14 protein-coding genes are annotated in these 18,593 nt (G+C 60.1%); 5 read left to right on the top strand and 9 right to left on the bottom strand.

From position 1 onward, the window contains the following. Positions 1–2 precede the first annotated feature (2 nt). From atpA to JCM7686_RS10820, 3 genes are all read right to left on the bottom strand, one after another. The gene (gene atpA / locus JCM7686_RS10810) at positions 3–1,538 is read right to left on the bottom strand and encodes a F0F1 ATP synthase subunit alpha (RefSeq protein ID WP_020950870.1); all 1,536 of its coding nucleotides are present in this window, start codon (positions 1,536–1,538) and stop codon (positions 3–5) included. Next, positions 1,538–2,104, bottom strand: a complete 567-nt coding sequence (locus JCM7686_RS10815) for a F0F1 ATP synthase subunit delta (protein ID WP_041527289.1) — start codon at positions 2,102–2,104, stop codon at positions 1,538–1,540. Before JCM7686_RS10815 ends, atpA begins: the two co-directional genes overlap by 1 nt. A gap of 203 nt (positions 2,105–2,307) precedes the next feature. Then, positions 2,308–3,090, bottom strand: a complete 783-nt coding sequence (locus tag JCM7686_RS10820) for a methyltransferase domain-containing protein (protein ID WP_020950872.1) — start codon at positions 3,088–3,090, stop codon at positions 2,308–2,310. 95 nt (positions 3,091–3,185) lie between these two features. Between JCM7686_RS10820 and gloB the strand changes: the two genes are divergently transcribed. Next, positions 3,186–3,932 carry a hydroxyacylglutathione hydrolase gene (gene gloB / locus JCM7686_RS10825; RefSeq protein ID WP_020950873.1) on the top strand — a complete coding sequence of 249 codons (747 nt, stop codon included), beginning with the start codon at positions 3,186–3,188 and terminating at the stop codon, positions 3,930–3,932. 204 nt (positions 3,933–4,136) lie between these two features. After that, entirely contained in the window at positions 4,137–6,458 is a 2,322-nt protein-coding gene (clpA, locus tag JCM7686_RS10830; protein ID WP_020950874.1) for an ATP-dependent Clp protease ATP-binding subunit ClpA, read from the top strand. Positions 6,459–6,524: 66 nt separating this feature from the next. Here the strand turns inward: clpA and mfd are convergent, their stop codons facing one another. After that, the gene (gene mfd / locus JCM7686_RS10835) at positions 6,525–9,977 is read right to left on the bottom strand and encodes a transcription-repair coupling factor (RefSeq protein WP_020950875.1); all 3,453 of its coding nucleotides are present in this window, start codon (positions 9,975–9,977) and stop codon (positions 6,525–6,527) included. Positions 9,978–10,025: 48 nt separating this feature from the next. Then, positions 10,026–10,583: a hypothetical protein gene (locus JCM7686_RS10840; protein WP_041527290.1), complete on the bottom strand. Its 558-nt coding sequence runs from the start codon at positions 10,581–10,583 to the stop codon at positions 10,026–10,028. Between the two features lie 181 nt (positions 10,584–10,764). Here JCM7686_RS10840 and hemB point away from each other — a divergent pair, with 181 nt between their 5' ends. Together hemB and JCM7686_RS10850 are read left to right on the top strand one after the other, a co-directional pair. Beyond that, positions 10,765–11,772: a porphobilinogen synthase gene (gene hemB / locus JCM7686_RS10845; RefSeq protein WP_020950877.1), complete on the top strand. Its 1,008-nt coding sequence runs from the start codon at positions 10,765–10,767 to the stop codon at positions 11,770–11,772. A 57-nt stretch (positions 11,773–11,829) separates the two neighbouring features. Further along, complete coding sequence (locus JCM7686_RS10850) at positions 11,830–12,402, top strand: lipid-binding SYLF domain-containing protein (protein WP_020950878.1); 573 nt, start codon at positions 11,830–11,832, stop codon at positions 12,400–12,402. A 72-nt stretch (positions 12,403–12,474) separates the two neighbouring features. Here the strand turns inward: JCM7686_RS10850 and JCM7686_RS10855 are convergent, their stop codons facing one another. Beyond that, positions 12,475–13,098, bottom strand: a complete 624-nt coding sequence (locus JCM7686_RS10855) for a lytic transglycosylase domain-containing protein (protein WP_041527291.1) — start codon at positions 13,096–13,098, stop codon at positions 12,475–12,477. 254 nt (positions 13,099–13,352) lie between these two features. On the opposite strand from JCM7686_RS10855, the gene ssb reads away from it, so the two are divergent. Beyond that, a complete protein-coding gene (gene ssb, locus JCM7686_RS10860) occupies positions 13,353–13,886 on the top strand; it encodes a single-stranded DNA-binding protein (RefSeq protein ID WP_020950880.1) in 534 nt (177 codons plus the stop codon). A gap of 600 nt (positions 13,887–14,486) precedes the next feature. On the opposite strand, the gene JCM7686_RS10865 is transcribed toward ssb, so the two are convergent. The 3 genes from JCM7686_RS10865 to fliK form a co-directional block, all read right to left on the bottom strand. Then, a protein-coding gene (locus JCM7686_RS10865) for an IS3 family transposase (RefSeq protein WP_148292561.1) occupies positions 14,487–15,574 on the bottom strand; the annotation gives its coding sequence in 2 pieces (ribosomal slippage) (positions 14,487–15,313 and positions 15,313–15,574; 1,089 coding nt in all). Positions 15,575–15,834: 260 nt separating this feature from the next. Continuing rightward, positions 15,835–16,500: a flagellar hook capping FlgD N-terminal domain-containing protein gene (locus tag JCM7686_RS10875; protein WP_020950881.1), complete on the bottom strand. Its 666-nt coding sequence runs from the start codon at positions 16,498–16,500 to the stop codon at positions 15,835–15,837. Between the two features lie 14 nt (positions 16,501–16,514). Then, positions 16,515–18,500, bottom strand: a complete 1,986-nt coding sequence (gene fliK / locus JCM7686_RS23955) for a flagellar hook-length control protein FliK (protein ID WP_020950882.1) — start codon at positions 18,498–18,500, stop codon at positions 16,515–16,517. Between the last annotated feature and the right edge of the window lie 93 nt (positions 18,501–18,593).

Raw genomic sequence — 18,593 nt, forward strand, 5'->3', positions numbered from 1 at the left:
CCTCAGGCGTAGGTCTTGGCGTAACCGTCCAGCGCCGCCTTGATCGCCGCTTCCAGATCACCAGAGACCTTGCGGTCGTTCTTGGTCATATCGTCCAGAAGTTCAGCCTTCTGGCTGCGGAGATACTGAAGCAGGCCCTGTTCCCATTTGGTCACGTCGTTTACCGGGACGTTGTCCAGATAGCCTTTGGTGCCCGCATAGATGACGATCACGATTTCGGCGTTGGTCAGCGGCGAATATTGCGGCTGTTTCATCAGCTCGGTCAGACGCGCACCACGGTTCAGCAGACGCTGGGTTGCGGCGTCGAGATCCGAACCGAACTGAGCGAAGGCCGCCATTTCGCGGTACTGAGCGAGTTCCAGTTTGACCGGACCCGCGACCGATTTCATCGCTTTGGTCTGAGCAGCCGAACCCACGCGCGACACCGACAGACCGGTGTTCACGGCCGGGCGGATGCCTTGGAAGAAGAGTTCGGTTTCGAGGAAGATCTGACCGTCGGTGATCGAGATCACGTTGGTCGGAATATAGGCCGACACGTCGCCTGCCTGGGTTTCGATGATCGGCAGAGCGGTCAGCGAGCCCGAACCATTGTCAGCATTCAGCTTGGCCGAACGCTCGAGCAGGCGGGAGTGCAGGTAGAACACGTCGCCCGGGTAAGCTTCACGTCCCGGCGGACGGCGCAGCAAGAGCGACATCTGACGGTAAGCAACGGCCTGTTTGGACAGGTCGTCATAGATCATCAGGCCGTCCATGCCGTTGTCACGGAAGTATTCGCCCATCGCGGTCGCCGAGTAAGGCGCCAGATACTGCATCGGAGCCGGGTCCGAAGCGGTTGCGGCGACGACGATCGAGTAAGCCATGGCGCCGGTCTCTTCCAGCTTCTTCACGAGCTGGGCGACGGTCGAGCGTTTCTGGCCGACAGCGACATAGATGCAGTAGAGCGTCTTCATGCCGTCCGCTTCGCGGCCGTTGTAGTTCTTCTGGTTCAGAATGGTGTCGAGCGCGATTGCGGTCTTGCCGGTCTGACGGTCGCCAATGATCAGCTCGCGCTGGCCACGGCCAACCGGGATCATGGCGTCAACCGATTTCAGGCCGGTTGCCATCGGTTCGTGAACCGACTGGCGCGGCATGATGCCGGGAGCTTTCACGTCGGCGACGCGCTTTTCGGTGAACTCGATCGGGCCTTTGCCGTCGATCGGGTTGCCGAGAGCGTCAACGACGCGGCCCAGAAGGCCTTTGCCGACCGGAACTTCCACGATCGAGCGCGTGCGCTTGACGGTGTCACCTTCCTTGATCGAACGGTCGTCGCCGAAAATAACGATACCGACGTTGTCGGTTTCGAGGTTCAGCGCCATCCCGCGGACACCGCCGGGGAATTCGACCATCTCGCCGGCCTGGACTTTGTCGAGGCCGTAGACGCGGGCGATGCCGTCACCAACGGACAGCACCTGGCCAACTTCGGCCACCTCGGCGTCTTGGCCGAAGTTCTTGATCTGATCCTTGAGGATCGCCGAAATTTCGGCAGCCTGGATTCCCATTATCCGACCTCTTTCATGGAATTCTGAAGGGATGCGAGCTTGGAACGGATCGAGCTGTCGATCATTTCTGATCCCAGCTTGACGATCATCCCGCCGATGAGCCCTTCATCGACGCGCGTATTGAGTTTGACCGTTTTTCCCGATTTCTGGGCAAGCGTCTCGGTCAGACGCTTTTTCTGATCGGCCGACAGCTCTTGCGCGCTGACGACGTCTGCGGTGACTTCACCGCGCGCATCCGCGATCAGTGCCTGCAGACGAGCTGCAAGCTGCGGAAGCGTGAACAGACGACGGTTCTGCGCCATCAGACGCAGGGTATTGCCAAAGGCCGGCGCGAGACCAAGCTTGTCGGCCAGCGCACCAATTGCGGCGCCTTGCTGTTCGCGGGTGTAGATCGGCGATGCGATCAGGTCACGCAGCTCGTCGCTCTCCTTGAGCGCGGTCGCGAGACCATCGACCTGAGACGACAATGCATCAATCCCGCCCGACTCCTTAACGAGATCGAACAGTGCCTGGGCATAGCGTCCGGCGATATCTGCGGAAATCGAAGCGGAATTTGCCACGGTCATCCTTCCGGTTTGCGCATGCTCCGCGACGGGCCGTCCATAGGGCGGTCTGTGCGGAGCGGGTCCACGGGGTCGGCGGTTCCTTCCCCTAAAATCACGCGCGGGTCTAGCAGTTGAACGGTTCTGCTGCAACCGACTCGCGCACAGAAAGTTGAGGTTTCCCACCCTAAGTTGGGTCTGATCTGCGCCATATCAGGGAGGTGGCGCTAACGGGGCGAGACATGATGCCGCAGTGCCCCTTCCCGCGCCGGTTTGGGCCGGGCAATCCCTTCGAGCACCTGCATCGGCGAACGCATCCTGACTCGCGCGCTGCGGTCGATCGGCGCGGCGACCTGCTTGGAGAATTCGGCCATGACCACACCCGCAACCAGCATCCGAGAGATGCGCGCCCCGGTGCGCTCCCACATCTGGGCGCTGCGCAACCAGAAGCGACGATCCGAGGGCGGGACATAAAGTGCCGCGGCATTGCGCTCGGGGACGAAGCCCGCTTCGCGCGCCTGGCTCTCCAACTGGCGCAGGCTGTAGCTGCGGCCATAGCCGAAGGGCGTCGCCTCCGAGCGCGCCCAAAGCCCGGTGCGGTTCGGCACCATCAGCAAAAGCCGCCCGCCGGGGCCGAGCACGCGCCAGGCCTCTTCCATGATCGCAGTGGGATAATCCGCAGTTTCAAGCGCATGGAGCATCACCACCCGGTCGGCACTGCCGGTATCGAGCGGCCAGGCGGTTTCGTCGCAAAGCACGGAATGATTCGGCAAACCGGCTGGCCAGGCCATCACGCCCTGCGGCCCCGGCATCAGCGCGGTCACGCGCCGCGCGCGCGACAGATAGGGTCGCAACAAAGGCGCGGCGAAGCCATAGCCGACCATGGTCATCCCGCCCAGTTTCTCGGCCGGCCAGAAGTCGAGCAGTCGGTCGCGCAAGATCCGCTGCACCACGCGCCCAAGCGCACGGTTATAGTAGAACGCTTTCAGATCGACGACGTCGTGATGCATCGCGCCCCTTGCAACCTGCGGCAATCCCTCCGAACCTGACAACAGACTGCACGAAGATGCCAGAACGATTTCTGCGCCAGGAAGGGAATTTGCCAATGACACTCGAACTCATACCGGTCCGCTGCCTGACTGACAATTTCGCATGGCTGCTGCACGGCAATGGCAAGACCGCGCTGATCGACGCCCCCGAGGCGACCCCTATCCTTGCCGAGCTTGAGGCGCGGGGCTGGTCGCTGGATCTGATCGTGCTGACCCATCACCACGACGACCATATCCAGGCCACGGCCGAGCTCGTCGCCAAGACCGGCGCCAAGGTTGCGGGCAATGGCGCGGACGCCCATCGCCTGCCCCCGCTCGACATCACGCTTGCCCCCGGCGGCACCCTTGAAATCTGCGACGAGACTGCCGACATACTCGACGTCTCCGGCCATACGATCGGCCACATTGCCGTGCATTTGCCGCAATCGCACTATGCCTTTACTGCCGACAGCCTGATGGCGATCGGCTGCGGGCGTCTTTTCGAGGGCAATGCACCGATGATGTGGGAAAGCCTCACGCGGCTGAACGCCCTGCCCGGCGAAACGCTGATCTGCTCGGGACATGATTATTGCCGCGGCAATGGCGCCTTCGCGCTGTCGGTCGAGCCCGGCAATGAAGCGTTGAAACAGCGTCTGGCCGACGTCGCCGCAGGTCGCAAGATCTGCGCTTTGGCCAGTCTCGACGAAGAGCGCGCCACGAACCCCTTCCTTCGGGTTCATGCTTTGCGCGCGTCGCTCGGGCTGGAAAATGCCCCGGACGCCGAGGTCTTCGCGCGGCTGAGGAAAATGAAGGATGAGTTTTGAAGGGCCTGACCGAGCGGGGTCGTCTCAGGCCGAGTGCGCTCAGAGGATCACAACTTGAGCAACATTCACAAAATCACAACCCTTCTACCGGTTCTCACTTGAATCCCCAGAAATTCCACTAATTCTTAACATAAGAATGACAGTCTGGACAGGTGGGCCAAGAATAGGTCCATACCCGCCAGCCGACTGACAGGAGCCAATGTCGTGCCTTCTTTTTCGACCTCCCTTGAGCAGGCCATTCACGCCGCGCTCGCGCTGGCGAATGATCATCATCACGAGCTGGCAACCCTTGAACACCTCCTTATGGCGCTGACCGACGAACCCGATGCGGTCAAGGTCATGCAGGCCTGCAACGTCGATCTGAACGAGCTTCGCCGGATGCTCGTCGAATTCATCGAAGATGATCTTTCGACGCTGGTCACCGATGTTGAGGGCTCGGAAGCCGTGCCGACCGCTGCGTTCCAGCGGGTGATCCAGCGCGCGGCGATCCATGTCCAAAGCTCGGGTCGGACCGAGGTGACGGGTGCCAATGTGCTTGTCGCGATCTTTGCCGAACGTGAATCAAACGCCGCCTTCTTCCTGCAAGAACTTGATATGACGCGCTATGATGCGGTGAATTTCATCGCTCACGGCGTCGCCAAAAACCCCTCTTTCTCGGAAAACCGCTCGGTTCAGGGCTCGGAGCCGCAGGTTGAGCAAGAGCATGTCGAATCCGCGCCGCCCAAAGAGGAAACGGCGCTTGCGAAATATTGCGTCGATCTGAACCGCAAGGCGAGCAAGGGCGATGTCGATCCGCTGATCGGTCGCGCCGATGAGGTCGAGCGTTGCATTCAGGTTCTGTGCCGCCGCCGCAAGAACAACCCGCTTCTGGTGGGCGATCCCGGTGTGGGCAAGACCGCGATTGCCGAAGGGCTCGCGCTCAAGATCATCCGCGGCGAAATCCCCGAAGTTCTGGCCAAATCGACGATTTTCTCGCTCGATATGGGCGCGCTTCTGGCGGGCACCCGCTATCGTGGTGATTTCGAAGAGCGTCTGAAAGCCGTGGTGAAAGAGCTGGAAGAGCATCCCGATGCGATCCTCTTCATCGACGAGATCCATACGGTGATCGGCGCGGGCGCAACCTCGGGCGGCGCGATGGATGCCTCGAACCTGCTCAAACCGGCGCTCGCCGGCGGCAAGCTGCGCTGCATGGGCTCGACCACCTATAAAGAGTTCCGCCAGCATTTCGAGAAAGACCGCGCTTTGTCGCGTCGTTTCCAGAAGATCGACGTGAACGAGCCAACGGTTCCCGATGCGATCAAGATCCTGATGGGGCTGAAGCCGAGCTTCGAGAAACACCATGATCTGCGCTATACCAATGACGCGATCAAATCGGCGGTCGAGCTTGCTGCGCGCTATATCAATGACCGCAAACTGCCCGACAGCGCCATCGACGTGATCGACGAGGCCGGTGCTGCCCAGCATCTGGTCGCCGAAAGCAAACGCCGCAAAACCATCGGCCCGAAAGAGATCGAGGCGGTCGTCGCCAAGATCGCCCGGATCCCGCCGAAAAACGTCTCCAAGGACGATGCGGTGGTGCTGAAGGATCTCGAGAAGAACCTTAAGCGCGTGGTCTTCGGTCAGGATGCGGCCATCGACGCGCTCTCCTCGGCGATCAAGCTGGCGCGGGCCGGTCTGCGCGAACCCGAAAAGCCGATTGGCAACTATCTCTTTGCTGGCCCGACGGGCGTCGGCAAGACCGAGGTCGCCAAACAGCTTGCGGATTCGCTCGGGGTTGAGCTCCTGCGCTTCGACATGTCGGAATATATGGAGAAACATGCGGTCAGCCGTCTGATCGGTGCGCCTCCGGGCTATGTCGGTTTCGATCAGGGCGGCATGCTCACCGATGGGGTCGATCAGCATCCCCATTGCGTGCTCTTGCTCGATGAGATCGAAAAGGCGCATCCGGATGTCTTCAACATCCTGCTGCAGGTGATGGACCACGGGAAACTGACCGACCACAATGGGCGTCAGGTCGATTTCCGCAATGTGATCCTGATCATGACCTCGAACGCCGGGGCCTCGGACATGCAACGTGCCGCGATCGGCTTTGGCCGTGACAAACGCGAGGGCGAGGATACGGCCGCGATCGAGCGGACCTTTACGCCCGAGTTCCGCAACCGTCTGGATGCGATCATCTCGTTTGCGGCGCTGTCGCGTGATGTCATCATCAAGGTGGTGGACAAGTTCATCCTCCAGCTCGAGGCGCAGCTCATCGACCGCAATGTCCATATCGACCTCACGCCCGAGGCCGCGAACTGGCTGGCGGAAAAAGGTTACGACGACAAGATGGGCGCCCGCCCGCTTGGCCGCGTGATCCAGGAGCACATCAAGAAACCGCTGGCGGAAGAGCTGCTCTTTGGCCGGTTGCAGAAAGGCGGCTTCGTGCGCATCCGGATCGAAGAGGACAAGCCCGTCCTCGACATCACCGGACCGGAAGCGCCGAAGATCACCAAGAACAAGCCTCCGCTTCTGATCGCGGATTGACGAAAAAGGGCGGCCCTCGGGCCGCCCTTTCCTTTTGCAGATTCCCTTTCCGACCGCGCGCACCGCTTAGGCGCGCGCCTTGCCTTCCTTGATCTTCGCCGCCAGATCGCGGGCGATCCCGAAGGCGCCCTTGATCTTCTCGGCATCATTGGCCCAGTCGCGACGGATAACGATCTTGTTGTCGGTGACCTTAGCCTGCCCACGCTGATCGTTAAGGAATTCAACCAACCCTGCGGGGTTCGGGAATTTGTCCTGATAGAACTGCACCGTCGCGCCCTTCGGCCCGGCATCGAGCTTGGCGATATTGGCCCGCTTGGCCATCGCCTTGATGCGAATGACCAGCAAAAGCGTATTCACTTCGCGTGGGAGCGCGCCGAACCGGTCAATGAGTTCGGCGGCAAAGCCCTCGAGCTCGACCTTGGTCGTCAGCTCCGACAGGCGGCGATACAGCCCCAGCCGCACGTCGAGATCGGGGATATAGCTCTCCGGGATCGTGACCGGCACGCCAAGGTTCAATTGCGGCGCCCAACCGTCATCCGGCGTGCCCTCGATCTCACCCGATTTCAGCTTGGCAATCGTTTCCTCGAGCATCTGTTGATAAAGCTCGAAGCCAACCTCCTTGATATGACCGGATTGTTCTTCGCCCAGAAGGTTCCCCGCCCCGCGCAGATCGAGATCTTGCGAGGCCAGATTGAAGCCCGCACCAAGGCTGTCGATCGAGCCCAGAAACTTCAGCCGCCGCATCGCCTGCGGCGTCAGCGCAACTCGCGGCTTCGTGGTCAGATAGCAATAGGCGCGCGTCTTCGAGCGCCCGACCCGGCCCCGGATCTGATAAAGTTGCGACAGTCCGAACATATCCGCGCGCCAGACCACCATCGTATTCGCGGTCGGAATATCGAGCCCGCTTTCGACAATGGTCGTCGCCAGCAGCACATCATGGCTGCCGTCGTAAAATGCGTTCATCCGCTCATCGAGATCACCGGCGGCAAGCTGGCCATGAGCGACGATATAGCTGACCTCCGGCACATTCTGCTTCAGCCAATCCTCGATCTCGGGTAGATCCGACAGCCGCGGCACGACGAAGAAGCTTTGCCCGCCGCGATATTTCTCGCGCAGAAGCGCCTCGCGCGTGGTGACCGTGTCGAATTCGCTGACATAGGTACGGATCGAAAGGCGGTCGACGGGCGGCGTGCCGATGACCGAGAGATCGCGCACGCCAGTCAGCGACAGCTGCAAGGTGCGCGGGATCGGCGTCGCGGTCAGCGTCAGGACGTGAATATCGCTGCGCAATTCCTTCAGCCGCTCTTTATGGCTGACACCGAAATGCTGTTCTTCGTCAACGATCAAGAGACCGAGGTTCTTGAACTTCACCTGTTTGGCCAGCACGGCATGGGTGCCGATGACGATATCGACGGTGCCCTCGGCCAGCCCCTTACGCGTTTCGGTCGCGTGCTTGGCGCTCACGAAACGCGAGAGCGGGCGGACATTGATCGGCGTGCCGCGGAACCGCTCGGCGAAATTCTTGAAATGCTGGCGCGCGAGCAGCGTCGTTGGCGCGATCACCGCGACCTGCATCCCCTCCGAGGCGGCAATAAAGGCCGCGCGCATCGCGACTTCGGTTTTGCCGAAGCCGACATCGCCGACGATCAACCGGTCCATCGGCCGCCCGGCGGCCAGATCGGCGGCAACATCGGCGATGGCCGAGGCCTGATCCTCGGTCTCGGTATAGGGAAAGCGCGCGGCGAAGCTTTCGATCTCGTGAAACTGCGGTTCGAGCACCGGCGCCGTGCGCAAGATCCGCTCCGCCGCAATCCGCATGAGCTTGTCGGCAATCTGCTTGATGCGCTCTTTCAGGCGCGCTTTGCGCGCTTGCCACGCCCCGCCGCCAAGCTTGTCGAGCATGCCCTCTTCATGGCCATAGCGGCTAAGGAGCTCGATATTTTCAACCGGCAGAAACAGCCGATCGCCGCCCGCATATTCAAGCGCGACACAATCATGGGGCACGCCAAGCGCCTTGACCGTTTCAAGCCCGGTATAGCGCCCGATGCCGTGCTCGACATGGACGACCAGATCGCCCGGAGTCAGGCTTTGGGTATCCTTGAGGAAGTTCTCGGCCTTGCGCCGCTTCTTCGCCCCGCGCACCAACCGGTCGCCCAGCACATCCTGCTCGGAGATCACGGCAAGATCGCCGGTCGCCGCGCCGTCCGAGACGAAGCCTTCCTCCAGTGGCCAGACCACCAGTCCAAGCGCGCCCTTGCCCTCGGGCAGATCGCGAATATCCGAGATCAGCGTGGCGCCTTCGACGCCTTCATCGGCGATGAGCCCGGCCAGACGGTCACGCGCCCCCTCCGAGAAACTGGCGAGAACCACTCGACCAGATGTACGGAGCTTGCGGATATGTTCGGACAACGCCTTGAAGATATTCTTGTTTTCGTCCTGACGTTCGGGCGCAAAATTCCGCCCCGGACGCCCGCCCGCGTCAAGCACGCCCGGCCCCGGCGGCTGGTGCAACACGGACAGCTTCAGATGACGGCGCGCACCAAGCCAGCGATGCCATTCGGCCGGGTCGGGGAACATCTCGCCCGGCGGCACCGGGCGATAGGGGCTGTCGGAGCCCTTGCGGTTCAGCGCTTCGCTGCGCGCGTCATATTGTTCGGAAATCGTATGCCAACGCGCGTCGAGCACCTGATCGAGATGGTCATCGCTGACCAGGCTCGCGCCCGGCAGATAGTCAAAGAGGCTTTCCATCCGCGCGTGGAACCACGGCAGCCATTGCTCCATCCCGGCCATTTTGCGCCCGGCGCTGACCCCTTCGTAAAGCGGGTCATTGGTGCCGCCGCCATAAGTCGAGCGATAGCTTTGGCGAAAGCGCGTGATCGCGGGCTCGTCGAGAATGACTTCGGACATCGGCGCGAGCTCAACGCCCGAGAGCTTGTCGGTGGTGCGCTGGGTTTCCGGATCAAAGCGGCGCGCGCCGTCCAGAACATCGCCAAAGAGATCAAGCCGGATCGGCCCCCCCTCGCCCGGCGGATAGATGTCGATGATCCCGCCCCGGACCGCATAATCGCCGGGCTCGGTCACGGTTGGCGCCTGCGTAAAGCCCATGCGGATCAGAAAGGCGCGGAGCGCGTTCTCATCCATCCGGTCGCCGACCGCCGCCGAAAAGCCCGAAGCCTTCACCACCTCGCGCGCGGGCACGCGCTGCAACGCGGCATTGAGCGTCGTCAGCAGGATGAACGGCCCCTTGATCGCACCCTGCGCCAGAGCGGTGAGCACCGCCATCCGCGAGGCCATGATCCCCGCCGCCGGAGAGATCCGGTCGTAGGGCGTCGTATCCCAGGCCGGGAAATCGAGCACCACGGCCTTGGGCGCGAAGAACTCGAGCGCCGCGCGCATGGCCGCCATGCGGCGATCGTCGCGGGCGATATGGATGACGGGCGCGCCTCGGGCCAGCTCGCGTGCGATGAGGGCCGCATCGAAGCCCTCGGGGGCACCGGAAAGGATCAGTTGGTCGGACATATCGGCTGACCTAAACGCGTGAGGATGGATGTCAAGTTCGCGCCTGCGTCAGAAGCCATAAGGATGGGCCAGAAGCCAAAGCGCGCCCCACCACGCCGCCACCGCAATCACCACGATCGACAGACCGTTGACCACGAAGCGATGGATGCGCAATTGCCGCGCGGCATCGGTCGCGGCGCTGGCGGCGCTGATCTCTCCGGCATGGGCGGCGCTCAGAAGCAGCCGCAGGCGCGCGGCTAGGCGAAAGCGCGCCAAAACGACAAGCCCAAGCGGCAACAAGAGCAAGACCAAAGCCTGCGCCATTTCAAGCCGGTAGCCGAAACCAAGCACCGCAAGCGCCACCAAAACGAAAACCGAGAGGCCGAAAAGCACCGCCCCTTCACTCGGCCGCGCCCGCCAACGCGGCAGCATCAGCGACAGCCAATCGAGCAGCACGACGCTGGCCTCTCCCTCACGCTCGCGATAGGCGCGCGCCACCACATCGGGCGGCACGCCAAGCGCGGTGCGCCCAGCCGCGGTCCAAGCCCCGGCCAACAGGACCCAAAACCAGATCGAGCTAAAGGACCGACTGGCCAGCAGGCTCAGGAGTTCGTGGAAAAACGACACGGAATCTCTCTTGTCTTGTCTCTTGACATCGCACCCTAGAGGGCCGCGCGGTCAAGAAAAACCCGCAATCGCCGTGGCGCGCGAGATGGTGCCCGCCGGGGTTGCACCTGCGCCGCGCAGGGTGCACATTCGTCGCGCCTCCCCGCGCCCCCATTGCCGGGCAAGCCAGGAAAGAACAGATATGGCCGTCAGCACCTCCCTTCCCGCTTTTCCCGCCACCCGCCTGCGCCGTCTGCGCCGCACCAAGGCGATCCGTGCTTTGGTGGCCGAAACGACCCTGTCGCCGGCCAATCTGATCTGGCCGATCTTCGTCACCGAGCTTGACAGCGGCGTGGGCGAAATCCCGTCGATGCCCGGGGTCGAGCGGCTGACGCTGGACGGGGCCAAACGGGCGGCGGAAACCGCGTTGCGCCTTGGCATTCCCGCGATCTGCATTTTCCCCCATTCCGACCCCGATCTGAAAACCGAGGGCTGCGAGCGCGCCTGGGACCCCGAAAACATCGGCAACCGCGCCATTCGCGCCATCAAGGAGGTCGCGCCCGAGCTGGCAGTGATGACCGATATTGCGCTCGATCCCTATAATATCAACGGCCATGACGGGCTGGTGAAAGACGGCGTCATCCTCAACGATGAAACCGTCGAGGCGCTGGTGCGCATGGCTTTGGCACAGGCCGATGCGGGGGCCGATATTCTGGGCCCCTCGGATATGATGGACGGCCGGATTGCCGCGCTGCGCGCCGGGCTTGAGGCGAACGGCTATGCCGATGTCTCGATCCTGTCCTATGCCGCGAAATTCGCCAGCGGCTTTTATGGCCCGTTCCGCGATGCGGTCGGCGCCTCGGGGCGGCTCGTCGGCGACAAGAAGACCTATCAGGTCAATCCCGGCAATCGCGAAGAGGCGCTGCGTTGCGTCGCCCGCGATATCGCCGAGGGCGCCGATATGGTCATGGTCAAGCCGGGGATGCCCTATCTCGACCTTTGCCGCGAGGTGCGCGACCGCTTCGAGGTCCCGACCTTCGCCTATCAGGTCTCGGGCGAATATGCGATGATCGAGGGCGCGATCCGCAACGGCTGGCTCTCGCGCGATGTCGTCATCGAAAGCCTGATCGGCTTCCGGCGCGCGGGCTGTGACGGGATTTTGACCTATTACGCCCCGGAAGTGGCTGAAAAGCTGGCGCATCTGGGCTAAAGCCCCTATCATCCCGTGGCAAAGGCGGGGAAACCGCCATCAAGGGACGAGGCGAATATGCTTAACGATTTCAGGATTTCACGCCGCGCTCTATTCGTCGGCGGTGCTGCCGCCTTGCTGGCTGGCTGCTCGAATGCGGTCGGACAGAATGCAGCGGCGCGGCTTGATGCCCGCGTGAATGAGACCAAGAATTTCCTGCTCCAGAACTATCCGGATGCGGGCGGGATGATCCAAAGCGCCAAGGGCGTGCTCTATATGCCGCTGATGACCGAGGCCGCCTTTGGCATTGGCGGCGCCTATGGACAGGGCGCTCTGCGTATCAACGACGCCACCGTCGACTATTACTCGGCCACGCAAGCCAGCGTCGGCCTTGCGATTGGCGCCCAGCAATATGCGCATGTGCTGATCTTCCAGACCGACGAGGCACTGTCGAATTTCCGTGCCGCACCCGGCTGGGTTGCCGAAGCCGGTGCCTATTATGCCCTGCCCGCGCGCGGCGTCTCGCTTGGCGCCGATACGATCAGTGCACAGCAACCGGTCGTCGCGATGATTTTCGGCCAATCAGGCCTTATGGCTGGCGCGACCATCGCCGGGACAAAATACACGCGCATCATCCCGTCGAGCTTCTGAGGGCACAGGCCCCACAGAATGAAAAAAGGCGAGCCCGAGGGCTCGCCTTTTCTGTCCCTCGTTTTTCTTTAATCAGCGCCCGTTGATGGCGATGACGTAATTCTTGGTTTCCTGATAAGGCGGGATGCCGCCGTATTTCGCGACCGCAGCCGGGCCCGCATTATAGGCGGCCAAAGCCAGCGGCCAGCTGCCGAAGGTGTTATACATCATGCGCAGATAGCGCGCGCCGCCTTCGAGATTCTGATAGGGATCGGCCGGATCCACGCCAAGCTTCGCCGCCGTGCCGGGCATCAACTGCGCCAAGCCATGGGCGCCCTTGACCGAGCGCGCGCCGGGATTCCAGCCAGATTCCTGCTGGACGAGGCGCAAAAACAGATCCTCGGGAATGCCATGCTTCTTGGCCATCGCCTTGGCATGGGGCAAATATTGGCTGCGCTTGTTGCCGGTATAGCGGGGAACCGCGGCCGCAAACTCCAGCGCATCGCCGGATTTCGTAGAGACGCTTTCAGGCTTGAGCCGGTCCGATTTCGCATATTGGCCCGCAAGCCGCGAATCCATCAGCTGAGTCTGACGCGCGAACTGAGCAGCGCGCGACTTGCCCATCTTGCCCGAGCCCATCAGGCCCTCAGCAGAGGCCGGGACTGCAAGCCCCAGAAAAACCACGGCAAACATGCCGGGGCGCATCAACCGCGCCATCTTACCCGTCTTGCTGGGATGCATTCGACTGCCCCTCTTCGCCGCGCTCTTTTTTGGTACAGACTATACCGATTTATTCCGGCGGCGCTACGCTAGCGCCAGCGGGGGCCCTCCGCAATCGGCGAAAAGTCGCCGGGTTCCCTTTGCCCTGTGGTAACGCGGCGCCCGGCATGAAGCGCGCATTCTCCTTGCTCCAATGCCGCGGGGCAGGCTAAACCGTTGCGACGAAATCGACGGATCAAAGGACCGACAGAATGGCAGGCAGTGTAAACAAGGTAATTCTGGTCGGGAATCTTGGTCAGGACCCCGAAATCCGGAACTTCCCGAACGGCGGCAAGGTCGCGAACCTGCGGATCGCGACCAGCGAAAGCTGGAAGGATCGCAACTCAGGCGAACGTCGCGAGCGTACGGAATGGCACACGGTCGCAATCTACTCCGAGCCGCTCGTCCGCGTGGCCGAGCAATTCCTGCGCAAAGGCTCGAAGGTCTATGTCGAGGGCCAGCTCGAAACGCGTAAATGGCAGGATCAACAAGGCAATGACCGCTATTCGACCGAGGTCGCGCTGCGCCCCTTCCGGTCCGAACTGCATATGCTCGACGGTCGCGGTGGTTCGGGCGGCGGTCAGGGCGGTGGCTCTTACGGCGGCGGCCGCGATGACTACAATGACGGCGGCTACGGCGGTGGTTCGTCCGGCGGTCCGTCGTCGGGTGGCCAATCTTCCGGAGGCCAGTCCTCGGGTGGCTATTCCTCGAACCGCCCGGACTTCGACGACGACATCCCGTTCTGAGCCCAACCACGCCTAATCAGCGGCGCCCGTCGGTCTTTGCTTGGCCGACGAGCGCTCTCCTCTCCGAGTCCTGCCCGCTGCAATTCTCAGTGTGACAGGCTCGTAGACCTGCTCGGGATGATCTCGGTAAGCGCAGTGCGTAAGGATAGCCGTACCGGTCGCAGCAATCTCTGGACTCTCCCGAGCGAAGTCCAAGTTGCCACGGGCCCACAAGCCAACCTTTTCCTAAGCGGCAACGCCCCGGCACGCAAAAATTACCATCCCTACCACATCGGCCAGTAGCCTAGGACGCGGATCAGAAGGCGCCCTGCGGACTGCCTCATCCATGATCGATTGCTCTACCGACCACAAAAGACCAACCCGAACGAGCGACATCTGTCCGAGGGGTGCTTGTCGGAAAGGAGCACCCGCCCAGAACAGCGAAATCCCTGTGTGTGGGTCGGCACACCAAGAAGCACCTGTCGTCCGACCTGCTCCACCGTCTTCACTTATCTATCATGAGTATATTGGGATCTAGCAGCCATCGGTATGAGGTTGGGCAATCGCCACCTCCGCGGAGCCGGTAATCCTCCCCGTTTTAACGGGGTGCAGAAGTAGACTTCAGGCAGCCATCTTCAGTTTCTGGGCGGGTGTGATGCCGCCGATGCCCATGTTGGGGCGCTCATTGTTGTAAGTCCATAGCCAGTCGGTTGCGATCTCCTGCGCCTCCTCGATGGTTTCAAAGATGTATAGGTCCAGCCATTCATTGCGGACTGTCCTGTTGTAACGCTCGACGTAGGCGTTCTGCTGTGGTTTCCCAGGCTGGATGTGGTTGTGGGCAATGCCCTGCTTCTCGGCCCAGATCATCAGCGTGGAGCTGATGTATTCAGGGCCATTGTCTACCCTGATGGCCAGGGGCTTTCCGCGCCACTCGATGATCTGATTGAGGGACCGGACCACCCGCTCGGCCGGGAGCGAGAAGTCGACCTCAATGCCGAGGCCCTCACGGTTGAAGTCGTCCAGCACGTTCAAGAGGCGGAATTGACGGCCATCGGCCAATCGATCAGCCATGAAGTCCATTGACCAGACCGTGTTCGGCGCGTCAGGGACGCTAAGCTCTTCAGGCTTGTCACGCTTGATCCGCCGCCGCGGCTTGATCCGCAGGTTCAGTTCCAACTCGCAATAGATCCGATGGACGCGCTTGTGGTTCCAAGGATGCCCTTGGACGTTGCGCATGTGCAGGAAACATAGCCCAAAGCCCCAGGTCCGGTGCACCTTGGTCAGCCCTTCCAACAGGTCCGCGATAAACTCGTTCTCGGCATCGCGCTTCGGGCTGTAGCGAAAGCAGGTCTCGCTCACGCCAAAGGCCCGGCAGGCCAGCGCGATGCTGACCCCCTTCGTCGCCACAGCCTTCTCGGCCAGCTCCCGGCGTTGAACTGGCCGTGTCATTTTTTTCCTAGTGCTTCCTTGAGCAGTTCGGCCTGCATGCTCAGGTCCGCAAACATGCGCTTCAACCGCCGGTTCTCGTCCTCAAGCGTCTTCATCTGGCTCATCATGGACGCGTCCATGCCGCCATACTTCGAGCGCCATTTGTAAAAGCTCGCTGTGCTGATCCCATGCTCGCGGCAAAGTTCAGGCACGGCCACGCCGCTCTCGGCCTGACGAAGCACGGCCATGATCTGCGGCTCGGTGAAACGGCTCTTTCTCATTCGAATCTCCTCAGCTCACGCTACGAGAAAATTCTACTTATGCAGCCCCTTAACCATGGGGAGGATTACCCCCCCCACCTATCTGCCCAACAGCCCGGCGCGCCCTCGCAAGCGTCAGCATTGCCGGGCGATAAGTATGGCGCGACGTGGCTGGCGGCCACGGTCCCGCTCATCGCTACGTTTTTCCTTTTAGAAAGAGAAAAATTTTCCTGGATCAATGCACCGCTCAACTCGAACGAGCTATTCGGTGCCCATTTCCATCAATCCTTCGCCTCACGAATAGCCAGAACCTCATCAGCATATGCGATTGCACCGCCTTGAAGAAGAAGCCGAGAACCATCGCGCGCCATTTCGGCGCCTATGACTTTGGTGTAAACGCTAACTGGCAAAGCCGATAGTTTCTCACCCTTCTTAAAAGATTCGACCTTAAACGTATATAGGCCCGACGAAAGAGTCGTACCATTTGTAGTCGTACCAAGCCATTGAACCTCCCCGACACCTGGACCTATGGAGTCTCGAGTGACTTCCTTTCCTGAACTGTTGTAAGCAACGAGGTAGACCTCATCGGCAGATACATGCGGCTCGACATGCAAATTCAACGCCCTTTGAGAAAAGTTGACCGGCGCAGTTGTGCGCACCTCTTTACCAATCCAGTTTGCGAAAATGGACAGTCCACCTCCGCCCATACTTGAGACCAGTTCCGCAAGAAGGTTGTTGGTCTTGACTTGCTGCTCGACACCCGAAAAAGTTGCCAATTGCGTAGCAAAATCAGTGCTTTCCATAGGATTCAAAGGGTCTTGATTCTTGATTTGAGTGGTTAGCATCTTTAAAAAAGTAGAATAATCTCCACCTGAAAATCCTCCCGCAGAAGGAGGATTGCTACCGTTGCTGGGGTTCGTGGTTGACCCGCCGACTGAATTCACCATCATATTTCCTTATATTAAAAGCGAATATCGAGGCGATCCACTGGCTTTGGAGTAGCTTTCATTACTTCCTCGCCCGCAATTGCTTCGTCCCATATCTCGACAGCTTCACTAAGAGAATCGCCCTGAAAACCAGAATATTGTGACTGGCCACGACCTCGATCGCCTCCATATTCGAATGTAACGCTCGCATCGCCCAAGCCGCTGTCGCGAAGCTCCCGGTGAAGAATATCGGAATGCTTTCGCAAAAAATCCAAGACCTCGGGCCTCTCTGCAACCAAATGAATAGACAATCGATCAGTAGTTGCTACGAACATCCTAACCTTACCAAACTCCACCGGGGAGAGTGAAACCTCAACCGCGCCATCGCGCAAGGGTTTAAGGTGGAGTGCGAGCTGCGCAGAGATTCGATGCGCCGCTGTCGCCGAATAGTTTAACAGAGAGCTATACTGCGCCAATTGCTTCGGCTCCTGCGAATGAACTAGCTCTATTGAGCCAGATACTGACCCATGAATCGGATCAAGAGAGTCCTTCGAGTCTCGATACAAGGCCGGGGGAAACGCGCTAAGTTCGGGCTTGCCATGAAGCTCACCAGAAAGCTCTGATACTTCATAACCAACCGAATCGATAGTCGCGTAAAGGGTAGCTCGATTACCCGACGAAAGCACTGGCTTAGCAGACAAGGGATTTAGTAGCTTAGTATCACTTTCGAAACGAAGAAAGTTACTCGCCATTTCCGTTTTTCGTGACGGGTTGACCATGGACTGAATATCCTGCCGCCTCTCCGAGGAAGCCGATGCGTCACCGTTATTTTCAAAAGAACCCGAATCCATTGCCCGGACCAATATGCTGCTGCCTTCTGCAGCAGCACTCTCATGCGAGAATGGGAGTTTAACATCCTTTACAATCAGAGGATACCCTCCCGCGGTTCCTCGGCCTGGAAGTTCATAAGCGTTTGGTTGCTGCGTAAACTGTGGCAGGCGATCCCCAAAATGGGGTTCCGCCATAGTGGCTCCAATCAGGTTTGTCGACATTTGGTCAACATTATCGTATAATTCAAATCTTCTACTCTCGGAGGTCGCATTATCAATGTTTGGGAAATCAGACGCCGAAAAATCTCGTTTACGTAATTGAGCACCTCGATCCTCGTCAGAGGGATTAATGATATCACGTCGACCAGTATGAGGTTGGAGACCGACGATCGAAGCGCTAGCGGGTCTGAAGCTTGAGCCCCACTGACGGGGTGTAGCTAAATCGGTCTCTTCGCCAGCTGCATCCATGCGCGGCAGCTCACCAGGGACCGCCAGTTCAGTCACGCCATGACTATCCGAACTGTTAGCAAGATCGACGCGTGCCTCTCCTAAGTTAAACTCAGTACTTTGAATCCGAGCTAAATAGGTAACGCCATTATCTACTCTGTGCGATGACAATTTTTCAGAGAAGAGAGGTGTCGTGACCGAAGCTGTGGTGCGAAAAGCCTCCGCCTGATCATTCGTCAACTCAGCAAAAACTGACCTGACATCAGAGGTCTCAACTGATTCGATGGGAGGTGAGGTGTGATGCGGAACCTGCATGCTAAACTCTGGCGTGATGGATATAGGTAGCGTCGTTTTGGCGTAAAGATCTGCCCTGTTGATTGACATTTCTTCGCCCGACGCGCTACGCTGTTCCCTCTCATCGCCCAAATCCTCAAGGTCACCGCCCACTACTAGAGCCCTATCCTCTTCACTCAGAATAGGAGGCTCGGTAGCTTCGTAAGGCTGATCGCGAGTATTCAATGTCACATTGGCCAGTCTACTGCAGCAATCCCCATCATCAAGGTTGAGAGATTCTGGACAGACGCTCACATTTTGAAAGAATGCGCTATCGCGTCCGCCCGGCACCTGAGTTTCGAGAAAGCAGACCTCGAACTCACTAGAAGCGCTCCTCTGCTCAGGGACTCTGGCCGCGATCGGAGTTAATCCGTCAGAAACCAGACTGGGTAAGGCTTGAGATCGGATCATGTGAGCCAGTTCCTTCCATCTAGGATCTCGCACGATAGACTATAGAGGTTACCAAATATTTACCGTTGTCTGACAAGTTGAAGCTTCCAACCT

The sequence above is a fragment of the Paracoccus aminophilus JCM 7686 genome, from assembly GCF_000444995.1.
GTDB classification, from domain to species: Bacteria; Pseudomonadota; Alphaproteobacteria; order Rhodobacterales; family Rhodobacteraceae; genus Paracoccus; species Paracoccus aminophilus.